Below are 11,680 nucleotides of genomic sequence, written 5' to 3'. Positions count from 1 at the left end.
AGACAACCAGTTGACGTCGCGTCAACCGCAAGTCATCGATGCGCCGGTTCCAGCGCGCGGATCTCGCGAACGCTGTCGGCGAGGGTGCGGTCACCCAAGGAGGCCAGCACGGCCCGTTCGGCTTCGGCGGTGAGGTTGGCGAAGAACTCGCCGGTGCGCGCGGCGACCATGCACACGTGCTCGCCGTCGGGTGAGCGCGCCCACAGCGGCTTGTCGCCGACGGCGCAGCGGTAGATGTCGGCGAGCGTGATCTCCTCGGCCGGCCTGCCCAGCCTGGCACCGCCGCCGCGACCCTTGGTGCAGATCACGAGCCCTTCGGCGTGCAGCGGGACGAGCAGCTTGCGCACGAGGCTGGGGTTGGTGCTCAGCTCCTCGGCGAACTGCGTGGAGCTGCGGACCTCCGAGCCCTCCTCGGCCGCGATGGCCAGCCGCATCATCACCTGAAGCGCGCGGCAGAACCGGATGTCGAGCATCTCCTCACCTCCGTCCCCGAGTCGCACCGAAGTCTAGCAACGCCCCCATAATAGCGACTGTCACAGTTGCAGTTTCCTGAATCGAATATGTAAGTTTGTCTTGCACACTTGAAGCTCCGGGACTCCACGCCTGGAACGCATCGACAGGAGATCACCGCTGTGAGCAGTCGCGCTTCGCAGGCACTGGCCCGCCCGTTCACCCTCGGTTCGGCCGAGCTGCCCAACCGCATCGTGATGGCGCCGATGACGCGGCAGAAGTCCCCGGGCGGCATCCCCGGCGAGGACGTCGCCGCGTACTACGCGCGCCGCGCCGCCGCGGGCACCGGCCTGATCATCACCGAGGGCACCTACGTCGACCACGCCTCGGCGGGCTTCAGCGGTGACATCCCCCGCTTCCACGGCGAGGAGCAGCTGGCGGGCTGGTCGCGCGTGGTCAAGGCCGTGCACGCCGAGGGCGGCAAGATCATGCCGCAGCTGTGGCACGTGGGCATCCAGCGCCCGGCCGGCGCCGGCCCGTTCCCGGAGGCCCCGGTCGTCGGCCCGTCGGGCGTCGGCCTGGACGGTGAGCCGGGCGCCGGTTCCCCGCTGACGCTGTCGGACATCGACGACCTGATCAACGCCTTCGCGGAGGCCGCGTGGGCCGCCGAGCGCATCGGCTTCGACGGCATCGAACTGCACGGCGCGCACGGCTACCTCATCGACCAGTTCCTGTGGGAGCGCACCAACCGGCGCACCGACGCCTTCGGCGGAGACCCGGTCGAGCGCACCAGGTTCGCGGTCGACATCGTCAAGGCGATCCGGGAGCGCGTCGCCCCCGACTTCCCCGTCGTGCTGCGCTTCTCGCAGTGGAAGGCCGACAACTACGACGCCAAGCTCGCCGAGAACCCCGACGAGCTCTCGGCGATCCTCACGCCGCTGGCCGACGCCGGTGTCGACGCCTTCCACGCCTCCGGCCGCCGCTACTGGGAGCCGGAGTTCCCGGAGTCGGGCTCGGAGCTCAACGTCGCGGGCTGGGCGAAGAAGGTCACCGGCAAGCCCGTCATCACCGTCGGGTCGGTCGGTCTGGACGCGATCTTCGACGCCGCTTCGCTCGCGGGCAAGGGCGCCGGCGTGGAGAGCATCGAGCGGCTGCTGGAGCGCTTCGAGCGCGACGAGTTCGACATGGTCGCGATCGGCCGCGCGCTGCTGGCCGACCCGCTGTGGGGCCAGAAGGTCCTGGAGGACCGCCAGCACGAGCTCGTCCCGTTCACCAAGGACGCCCTGGTGAACCTGTACTGATCCCGGCGAGACCGGAAGGGGCGCAGCGCGGGTCCGCGTGCTGCGCCCCTTCTCGCTATCCCGCGGGTTCCGTCGTCGTGGTCGCCGCCGCCGGTGAGGTCGTGGGCGCGGGCTCCGGCGGTGGCGTGCTGCTGGACGGCGGAGGTTCGCTCGGCGGGGGCGGCTCGCTCGGCGGCGGAGGTTCGCTCGGCGGCGGAGGTGGCGGCGGCGGCTGGGTCGGCGTCGGCTCGGGCGCGGGTGCCGGTGGAGGCGGCGGCGGAGGTGCGGGAGCCGGGGCAGGGGCGGGCGCCGGTGCCGGTGCCGGTGCCGGTCCTGGAGCAGGGGCCGGAGCCGGTGGCGCACCCGCGGGAGCGGCGCCGGGCGGCGCCATCGCGACCACCGCGCCGGACGGTGGACTTCCCGCCATGGACGGCGTCGGATCCGGTGCTCCGGGCGGTAGGCCCGGCGTGGGGACGACGCCTCGGGCGTAGCGGTCCGCCCAGGCCAGGACCGTGCGGACGTAGGTCTCCGACGGGTTGTAGCGGAAGAGAGCGGCGGCCAGCTGCGCGCGATCGCGCAGGTTCCCGCCACCCGCGCACAGGTAACGGCCCGAGGTCGCGGCGGCGTCGAAGACGTTGTGCGGATCGGCTCCGCGGTGCGCGTAGGAGCGCCAGGTCGACGGGATGAACTGCATCGGACCGACCGCGCGGTCCCACACCACGTCGCCGTCGAGCCCGCCACCGTCGGTGTCGCGGATCGCGGCGATGCCCGGACCACCGTTCAGCCGCGGTCCCAGGATCGGCGAGTGCGTGCGCCCCGAGGCGTCGATCTGCCCGGATCTCGCGTGGTTGGACTCGACGCGCCCGATGCCCGCCAGCACCGACCAGTGCAGGCCGCACCCCGGATCCGACTTCGCCAGCGAATCCTGCGCCCGCTGGTACGCGGCGAGCACGACACCGGGAATCCCGAGCGTCCCGGACGGGATTCGCCCCAACCGGCCGGTTCCGCGTTCGATCCCACCCCGCCGCAGGTCCTCGTGGAACCGCGGGCTCAGGACCGGGTCGTGGGGCACGCGTCCGCTGACGCCCGTCCTGCTGCCGCCCGGCGGCGTCGGAGCCCGGCCGGCCGAGTGCGGCCGCTGCTCCCCCATCTCCAACGCGGAATCCCCGCGCACGGCCAGGACCGGCAGCAACGCCACCAGGAGTCCCGTGGTCACCGCGGTGAACCGCTCGCCACGGCTGAACTCGTCCGGCAACGCCAATGCCCGCACCTCCCCATCGAACCGCCGCTGGAAACTCGTCGGATTCGAGCGGTTCTCAGCGGCGGTACCGGCATTGTTCAAAGGCGGAGCGACCGCCTGTACCGCCGTTCGGCGTAAGTGGTTCGACCAATTGGAAGCGCGAATTCCGGTTGTCGATCTCCGCTCGCGGTACCGTCGGATCATGGGTGACTACGCGCACATCCTGACCCGGCGGGACGAAGCGACCATCACGATCACGATGAACCGGCCCCAGCGCCGCAACTCCCTGTCGCAGGAGCACCTCGTCGAGCTGCTCGCGGCGTTCCGCGAAGCCGGCGAGTCCGACGCGACGGGGATCGTGCTGGCGGGCGAGGGCCCGGTGTTCTCGGCCGGCCACGACTTCGGCGACGTCGCCGCGCGCGACCTCACCGGCGTGCGCGAGCTGCTCCAGCTGTGCACCGAGCTGATGGACACCGTCCAATCGGTGCCGCAGGTCGTGCTGGCCAAGGTGCACGGCCTGGCGACCGCCGCCGGGTGCCAGCTGGTCGGCGCCTGCGACCTGGCGGTGGCCGCCGACTCGGCGGGGTTCGCGCTGCCCGGCGGCAAGGGAGGCTGGTTCTGCCACACTCCCGCGGTGCCGGTGGCCCGCAACATCGGCCGCAAGCGGCTGATGGAGATGGCGCTCACCGGCGACGTCATCGACGCCGCGACAGCGCTGGACTGGGGCCTGATCAACCGGGTGGCCGCCGACGACGTCCTGGACGACGCCGTCGCCGACCTGCTCGCCCGCGCGACGCGCGGCAGCCGCACCAGCAAAGCCCTCGGCAAGCAGACCCTCTACGCCCAGCTCGACCGCCCGGAGCAGGACGCCTACGCGATCGCCCTGGAGGTCATGGCCGCGGCCTCCCAACTCCCCGCCGCCCGCGAGGGGATGGCCGCATTCCTGGAGAAGCGCCACCCCGACTGGCCGGACTGAGCGAGCCGCCGCGGAATCGCTCGACACTCCCTACACGGCTTCGAGCAGCGGTGTCTCCAGGGACCACGGGGCCGCTACCTCCAGCTGGCGGGCCAGGCGCAGCAGCAGTCCTTCGCTCTGGAGCGGGCCGACGAACTGCACGCCCATCGGCAGGCCCGCGTCGGTGCGGTGCAGCGGCAGGCTGATCGCCGGGCGCCCGGTGATGTTGGCGAGCTGGGTGTAGGGAACCCAGGCCAGGTTCTTCTCGACGAGCTGGTCCACCATGCCCAGCAACCGCAGCACGCGGGTGGTCCGGGTGCGCACCAGCAGCCTGGAGACGGTCTGCAGCGCGGGCGGGGTCGCCAGCGATCCGACCTCGATCGGCGGTTCGCCCAGGGTGGGCGTCATCAGCAGGTCGTAGCGGCTGTGGAACCCGGCGAGCGCGGCGATGTGCTCGCGCCGCCGCTCCTGTGCCTGCGAGAGCGCGACGGCGCCGGTCATCCGGCCGAGCGCGGCCATCATCAGCGTGTCGGGCTCGAAAGCGTCATCGCCGCAGCCCGTTTCGCGCTTGATGCGGTCGACCTCGTCCGCCTGGTGGACGAACCACACGAGCAGGAAGTCCTTGCCGAGCTGGCGGTCGTCGTGCGGCGGGTCGACCTCCTCGACCTCGTGCCCGAGCTTGGTGAGCAGTTCCGCCGAACGCTCCACGGCCCGCACCGCTTCCGGGTGCGGTCGCTCGCGCAGCGCGCACCGGGTGGTGTAGCCGATGCGCAACGTGCCGGGCTCCTCGTCGAGCTGCTGGGACAGCGGGCGGTCGGGCAGCGCGGTGGCGAACGGGCTCATCGCTTCCGGGCCGATCAGCGCGTCGAGCATCGCGGCGGTGTCGCGCACGGTGCGGGAGAGGACTCCGCTGGTGGCCAGGCCGTTGAGCGGTTCGCTCTCCACCGGCCCCGCGGGGACCAAACCGCGGCCGGCCTTGAGCCCGACCAGTCCGTTGCAGGCCGCCGGGATGCGGATGGATCCGCCGCCGTCGCTGGCCGCCGCCACCGGCACGATCCCCGCCGCGACGGCCGCGCCCGCACCGCCGGAGGAGCCGCCCGGGGTGCGCCGGAGGTCCCACGGGTTGCGGGTCGGGCCGAACAGGACCGGTTCGGTGACTCCCTTGGAGCCGAACTCGGGCGTGTTGGTCTTGCCGAAGACGACGAGCCCGGCGTCCAGCCAGCGCTGCACGACGGTGTCGGTGACGGCCGACGTGCGATCGGCGAACGCGCGGCACCCGTCGGAGCTCGGCGCCCCGGCGAGGTGGTGCCCCAGGTCCTTGAGCAGGAACGGGACCCCGGCGAACGGACCGGAGAGCTCGCCGGCGACGCGCTGGTCGGCGTGCTCGTCGAGCCACGCGACGATGGCGTTGATGGCGGGGTTGACCGCCTTCGCCCTGCTGCGGGCGGCCTCCAGCAGTTCGCCCGCGGTCACCTGCCCCGATGCGACCAGTTCGGCCAGTCCCAGACCGTCGTGCCGCAGGTACTCCTCGACGTCCACCCGTTCTCCTGTTCACCACCGCGCAGCGCGCGCCGCACCGAAAACCGGACCCAGCATCTCCGCCCGGCTCGCCGAGATCAACGGGCCGACCCTTTCCCGCAGGTCGCAGCCGCGTCACGGGAGCGCGGTCAGGCCCGGTGCCCGGTCGCCTCCACCGCGACCTCGACCCTGGAACGCACGCCGAGCTTGGCCAGCACGTGCGAGACGTGCACCTCGATGGTGCGCCGCGAGGCGAACAGCTGCGCCGCGATCTCCGGGTTCGACATCCCGTCGCCCACCAGCAGCGCGACCTGCCGTTCGGTCTTGGTCAGCGCTTCCCATCCCGTGGTGGCGCGAAGCCGCTTGGCGCGCGGCGACCGGATGCCGTGCGGGCGCATCCTGGCCGCGGCGCGTTCGAGGTCCCAGTTCGCGCCGAGGTGGGTGAAGATCTCCGCCGCCTGCGCGTAGGCCTTGCGGGCGGCGGGGATCTCACCCCGTTCGGCGAGGACGGCGGCCAGGTCCTCCAGCGCCCGCGCGCGCTTGGGCGGCTGGTGGGTCTTGTCGTAGTGCTCGATGGCGGCGCGCAGCGTGATCGGGTCGCGTTCGAGCAGGCCCCGGCAGTGCTGCGCGGCGGCGAGGATGTTGGGCGCGGCGCCCACCGTCGCGCCCTGCACGCAGGCGTTGGTGGCGCGGGTGGCGGTCTCCTCGTCACCGGTCTGCAGCGCGAGCCGGACCAGGATCGGCAGCCACACGTAGTTGCTGCCGAAGCGCTCGCTGGTGTCCAGCGCCTCGGCGAGGATGGCCGTCGCGCGCTGGAGTTCGCCCTCGATCTCGGCCCGCAGCACACCGGCCACCATGAGGAACCCGGCGTTCTCCTGGGAGTCCGGCGTCGCTTCCCCGGCCACCGCGAGCTGCTGCTCGAAGACCTCGCGCTCGCCGCGGTACCCGGCCAGCATCGCCCACAACCCGTGCAACCAGCGGAGCTGGTGCGAGCTCATCTCGGCGGTGAGCTCGCCGGCCGCCTGCAGCTCGGCCGCGGCGTCGTCCCAGCGGCCGACGGTGAAGTAGTGGTTGGCCGCCGACAGCCGCACCACCGCCAGCCGCGACGGGGTGGCGCTGCGCTCGGCGATGGCCAGCATCTCGTGCAGCGCGAACCCGGCCTCCTCGGCGTGCCCGAGGGCGAACAGCAGCATCATCCGGTTGCTGAGCACCTGCAGCAGCAGGTCGGCGTTCTCCAGCGCGTCGCCGAGCGCCGAACCGGCCTGCTGGTAGCACACGAGCGCTTCGGCGAGGTCGTTGTTGCGGGCTCGCGCGGTTCCTCGGACGTGCAGCGCGAGTCCCAGCGCGTAGTCGTCGTCGGCTTCGTGGGCCTCGGCCAGCGCTCGGTCCACGGTGCGCTCGGCGTCGGTGAAGTTCCCGCTCATCAACTTCGCCTGCGCGAGCTTGGCGCGCATCCGGGCCAGCCAGCGGAGTTCGAACCCGGCGGTGGCGTCGGCTTCGGCGATGACGGCCGCGGCCTCGTCGGCCATCCGGCGCGCGGTCAGCGACCACACCAGGTACCAGGTCAGCTCGGCCGCACAGGAGGGGTCGGTGACCTCGTCGAGGGCGCGCGCGCTGAAATCGTGGGCCTGCTCGGAGCGTTCGAGCTGCACCAGCGCGAGGGCGCGGGCGGCCAGCAGGACGTCGCGGTGCTGCTCGTTCGCGGGCAGCGGGACGAGCGCGGCTTCGAGCAGGTCGGCCGCGCAGGCGGGAGCGCGGTGGGCCAGCGCGCGCCCGTTGCGCACCAGCCAGTCCAAGCCCCAGTCGTCGACTTCGGCGTCGCCGAGGGAGATCGAGGACAGCAGCTGCTCGCCGACCCGTTCCACCGAGGCACCGGAGTCCTGCAGGACGCGGGCGGCCTGGTTGTGCAGGGCCAGCCGCAGCGCCGTCGGGGTGGTCTCGTAGAGGGCCCGGCGGACCAGCGGGTGCTGGAAGCTCAGCTGCAGCCCGGATTCCACCAGCACGCCGGTGTCCAGCGCCTGCTCCACGTAGCCGACCAGTCCCGACACCGGGCGTTCGGAGACGGTGGACAGCTCGGTCACGGAGAAGGTCGAGCCCAGCAACGCGGCAATGCGCAGCAGGCCGATGGTCTGGCTGTCGAAGAAGCCGAGCCGCTCGACGACCGTCTCGGCGAGCGGGCGCGGCACCCCGGCCTCGCCGAGGGCGAGCTCGGCCCTGCCGTCGGTGACCACCAGGTTGCGCTCGCGGGTCAGGGCGGCGACGACGTCGCCGACGTAGCGCGGGTTCCCGGCCGCTCCGGCCAGCGCCTGGCGCAGTTCGGGTCCGATCCTGGAGGAGTCGGTGAGCTTCGCGGCCATGCTCGCCACGGCCGCGTCGTCCAGCGGTGGCAGCGCGATCCGGCGGACCCCGGCGCGCAGTTCGGTGTGGCTGCGCGTGGGGCGCGCGGCAGCGACCAGCAGCAGCGGCAGCTGTTCTGCGAGTCGAGCGAACCGCTGCCACACCAGCAGGCTCGCCTCGTCGGCCCACTGGACGTCGTCGACGACCAGCACCATCGGGGCGTTCGCGCACCACCGGGCGACGTGCCCGGCGAGTTCGTCGGCGACCGACGGCACCGGCACGTCGGCCGCGCCGGAGAACCGCTCGTGCAGCGCCCGCAGTTCCGGTTCCTCCGACTTGGGTCCGACGCCCAGGCAGTCCAGCACGAGCCGCAGCGGGAACCGCTGGGTGAGCCGGTCGGCGGTGGCGTTGCGGACGGCGCAGCCCTGGAGCGCGGCTTCGACGACGACCTGGTTCAGCAGCGCGGTCTTGCCGATGCCGGGTTCGCCCTCGATCCACAGCGCGCCGCCGGTGCCGTCGACCACCGACGCCACCGCTCGCCGCAGCTCGCCGAGCTCCGCTTCACGGCCGAAGACCACCGGTTCCGCCGTCATCACGCCGCGAGCCTAGCGCCTGATGCCCCCGATCGAGCACCGAAGTGATCTAGGTCGGGGCAGGATGGGGGTTGGCCCCACCCCGCCCCCGGGATCAGGAGGTGTGGTGGACCTCCTGCAGGCCGTAGACCGGAGTGGGGATCCCCTCCGCCCTCGCCTTGAGCTGCAGCGCGAGGTAGAGGGAGTAGTGGCGGGACTGGTGCAGGTTGCCGCCGTGGAACCAGAGCCCCTGCTGCTGGGTGGGTTTCCACATGTTGCGCTCCTCGCCCTCCCACGGGCCGGGGTCCTTGGTGGTGTTCGAGCCCAGGCCCCACACCTTGCCGACCTTGTCGGCGACCTCCTGCCCGACGATGTCGGCGGCCAGGCCGTTCATCGACCGGAAACCCGTTGCGTAGACGACGAGAGCGGCTTCCAGCCGGGTTCCGTCGGCGAGAACCACCTCGTTCTCGGTGAGTTCGGCGACGTCGCCGTTCGCGAGCTTGATGCTGCCGTCGGCGATGAGCTCGCACGCACCCACGTCGATGTAGTAGCCCGAGCCCCGGCGGAGGTACTTCATGAACAGCCCCGACTCGTCGTCACCGAAGTCGAGCTGGAAACCGGCCGCGGCCAGGCGCTCGTAGAACTCGGCGTCCTGCTCGCGGATCACGTCGAACGCCGGTTTCTGGAACTGGTGCAGGATCCGGTACGGGATGGACGCGAAGATCAGGTCGGCGGTGCGGGTGTCGATGCCCGACGCGACGGCCTCCTCCGAGTACAGCGGGGCGAGGCTGTGCTCCATCAGCGAGTCAGACCGCACCACGTGCGTGGAGGAGCGCTGCACCATGGTGACGTCGGCACCGGCCTCCCACAGCGCGGCGCAGATGTCGTGCGAGGAGTTGTTCGACCCGATGACCACCGCCTTCTTGCCCTGGTAGGCGTCCGGCCCGGGGTGCTGGGAGGAGTGGTGCTGGTCGCCGCGGAACCGGTCCTGGCCTGGGAAGACCGGAACGTTGGGCTTGCCGGACACGCCCAGCGCCATCACCAGCTGGCGCGGTCGCAGCGTGACCTGCTCCCCGGCGCGGTCGACGACGAGCTCCCACCTGCCCTCGTCCTCGTCGTACTTGCCGCTGAGCGCCGTCGTGGAGCCCCAGTAGTTGAGCTCCATGACCTTGGTGTACATCTCCAGCCAGTCGCCGATCTTGTCCTTCGGCGAGAAGACCGGCCAGTTGTCCGGGAAGTCGATGTAGGGCAGGTGATCGTACCAGACGGGGTCGTGCAGGGCGAGCGACTTGTACCGCCTGCGCCAGGAGTCCCCCGGCTTCTCGTTGCGCTCGACGATGATCGTCGGCACGCCGAGCTGGCGCAGCCGCGCGCCGAGCGCGATGCCGCCCTGACCGCCGCCGACGATGACGACCTCCGGCTGGCGGGTGTGACCGAGTTCGGCGAGCTCGGTCTCGCGCTGCTCGCGCCAGGTCACCCGGTCCGGGTTGGCGCCGTGCTCGGCACCCCTCGGCCTGCGGTGGTTCTTCGGCTCCTCGTGCCCCTTGAGCTCGTCGAGGGTGGTCAGCAGGGTCCACGCCTCGTCGCCGGCGAGGCGCAGGTGGCCGGTGCCGCGTCCCACGGCGGTCTCGAAGGAGAACCAGGCCTCGGTGACGCCGTCGGCCTCGGTCGGCTCCCCCAGGACGGTGAACCCGCTCGGGGCCGCGTGCTCCAGCGTCGCCCGCAGCATGGCGGCGATGTCCTCGCGCCCTTCGGACGTCTTGAAGTTCCAGGTGAGCGCGACCAGGTCGCGCCAGTAGCTGTCCTCGCCGAACATCGACGCGACCCGGTCGGCGTCCCGGGCGGCGATGGCCTCGGAGAACTCGGAGATCCAGTGCTCGACCCGGGTCCGGGTCGCGTTGTGCTCCACGGTCTGGCTCACGGAAATACCTCCCGCGCGGGCGTCGTTGCCCTCAGTGGTGGCGATCACATGACACAGTCATGGAGCCACACCGAACTCCGCCGCGCACGGGTTGCAGGGGGCTGCAACCGGCTGGTCAGCCGCCGCGCACCGCCGGGGCGATCGAGTGCGGCAGCAGCGAGCCCGGGTCGTCCGGCCGCAGCACCTCGACCTCGACGTTCTCGCTGAACCGGTAGGGCCGCCTGGCCAGCAGGCCGCCGAGGTTGCGGCGCAGCCGGGACATCTCGGCCCGGACCGTGACCGTGCGCAGCTCGTCGCCGAACACGTCGGCGGCCAGCTGCGCGGCCGTGCGCCCGTCCGGGTGCGCGGCCAGCAGGAACAGCAGTTCCGCGTGCCTGGGGGTCAGCGGGTGGCTCCACCCGCCCGAAGCGGAGGTGACCTCGACGCGGGCCTGCGAGCAGCGAAGGTCCACGCGCACCCGCGTGCGCTCGTCGAGCGCGGAGGCCGGGTCGTCGTCGATCAGCCGCACCAGCCAGCCGCCCGGCACGGGTTCCACGGCGCAGTCGCCGAGCGCGGGCAGCCACGCTCGGCCTGCGCCGCACTCGGCCGGCAGCGCGACGTGGTGGACCGGCGCGATGCCGGTGGACGCGGCGACCCACCCGTGCGCATCGGTCACCACCGCAGGTCCGGTGACCCGCGACAGGAGGGGAACGGCGCTGCCGCGCAGCGCTTCGAGCGCTTCGAGGTGGGCGGTGCGCAGCTGGGACTCGGCCAGCTGGGCCACGGTCTCGACGAGCGCGAGGGTGGTGGGGCTGACGGTGGAGGCGGGCCCGGAGAGGTCGACCGCGCCGAGCAGCCTGCCGGTCCGGGGATCGTGCACGGGTGCGCTCGCGCAGGTCCAGGCGTGGTGGGTGCGCACGTAGTGCTCCGCGGAGTACACCTGGATCGGCAGGCCGGTGACCAGCGCGGTTCCGATGGCGTTGGTGCCGACGACGTCCTCGCCCCAGCTCATGCCCTCGACGAACCCGAGCGCGTCGGCGTTGCGGCGCACGGCGGTGCTCCCGTCGCGCCACAGCAGGTGGCCGTCCGCGTCGGTGATCACCATGATGTTGGCCGTCTGCTCGGCGACACCGGCGAGCTTGCCGCGCAGCAGCGGCAGCACCTCCGACATCCCGGACTCGCGCCTGCGCTCGACGAGCTCGTCGGCCCCCAGCAACCGGCCGGTGCGGCCGCGTTCGGGGTCGATTCCTCGTGAGCGCACGCGCGTCCAGGACGCGCCGATCACCGGGCGGGGTCGCGCGGGCGGGACCTCACCGGCGACCGTCGCGTCGTGCACGCGAGCGAGCAGCCGCGCGTGGCGGTGCGGGTCCTCCCCGACCGGCAGCGCTGCCCCGAAGCTCTCCTGACGCACCGCCACAGTGTGTCCCA

The 11,680-nt window shown here is 72.4% G+C and carries 8 protein-coding genes; 2 read left to right on the top strand and 6 right to left on the bottom strand.

Annotated features, from left to right (window positions below):
* Positions 1–32: 32 nt before the first annotated feature.
* Positions 33–473, bottom strand: coding sequence for an Rrf2 family transcriptional regulator (locus KBO27_RS27535; protein ID WP_132627050.1), 441 nt, complete (start codon positions 471–473; stop codon positions 33–35).
* A gap of 159 nt (positions 474–632) precedes the next feature.
* On the opposite strand from KBO27_RS27535, the gene KBO27_RS27530 reads away from it, so the two are divergent.
* A complete protein-coding gene (locus tag KBO27_RS27530) occupies positions 633–1,751 on the top strand; it encodes an NADH:flavin oxidoreductase (protein ID WP_307870652.1) in 1,119 nt (372 codons plus the stop codon).
* A 55-nt stretch (positions 1,752–1,806) separates the two neighbouring features.
* Here the strand turns inward: KBO27_RS27530 and KBO27_RS27525 are convergent, their stop codons facing one another.
* Positions 1,807–3,000 carry a lytic transglycosylase domain-containing protein gene (locus KBO27_RS27525; RefSeq protein ID WP_372448887.1) on the bottom strand — a complete coding sequence of 398 codons (1,194 nt, stop codon included), beginning with the start codon at positions 2,998–3,000 and terminating at the stop codon, positions 1,807–1,809.
* A gap of 172 nt (positions 3,001–3,172) precedes the next feature.
* Here KBO27_RS27525 and KBO27_RS27520 point away from each other — a divergent pair, with 172 nt between their 5' ends.
* Complete coding sequence (locus tag KBO27_RS27520) at positions 3,173–3,946, top strand: enoyl-CoA hydratase-related protein (RefSeq protein WP_210972752.1); 774 nt, start codon at positions 3,173–3,175, stop codon at positions 3,944–3,946.
* A 30-nt stretch (positions 3,947–3,976) separates the two neighbouring features.
* On the opposite strand, the gene KBO27_RS27515 is transcribed toward KBO27_RS27520, so the two are convergent.
* From KBO27_RS27515 to KBO27_RS27500, 4 genes are all read right to left on the bottom strand, one after another.
* The gene (locus KBO27_RS27515; RefSeq protein WP_210972751.1) at positions 3,977–5,464 is read right to left on the bottom strand and encodes an amidase; all 1,488 of its coding nucleotides are present in this window, start codon (positions 5,462–5,464) and stop codon (positions 3,977–3,979) included.
* Between the two features lie 128 nt (positions 5,465–5,592).
* Positions 5,593–8,373 carry an ATP-binding protein gene (locus KBO27_RS27510; protein ID WP_246538200.1) on the bottom strand — a complete coding sequence of 927 codons (2,781 nt, stop codon included), beginning with the start codon at positions 8,371–8,373 and terminating at the stop codon, positions 5,593–5,595.
* Between the two features lie 94 nt (positions 8,374–8,467).
* Positions 8,468–10,273, bottom strand: a complete 1,806-nt coding sequence (locus KBO27_RS27505; RefSeq protein WP_210972749.1) for an NAD(P)/FAD-dependent oxidoreductase — start codon at positions 10,271–10,273, stop codon at positions 8,468–8,470.
* A gap of 115 nt (positions 10,274–10,388) precedes the next feature.
* Entirely contained in the window at positions 10,389–11,663 is a 1,275-nt protein-coding gene (locus tag KBO27_RS27500; protein ID WP_307870651.1) for a helix-turn-helix domain-containing protein, read from the bottom strand.
* Between the last annotated feature and the right edge of the window lie 17 nt (positions 11,664–11,680).

Origin of the sequence: Saccharopolyspora endophytica, from assembly GCF_018070075.1 — a bacterium.
Lineage (GTDB): Bacteria > Actinomycetota > Actinomycetes > Mycobacteriales > Pseudonocardiaceae > Saccharopolyspora > Saccharopolyspora endophytica.
Note: the sequence above shows the minus strand (reverse complement) of the source record. Positions and strands in the feature narration are given on the sequence as shown.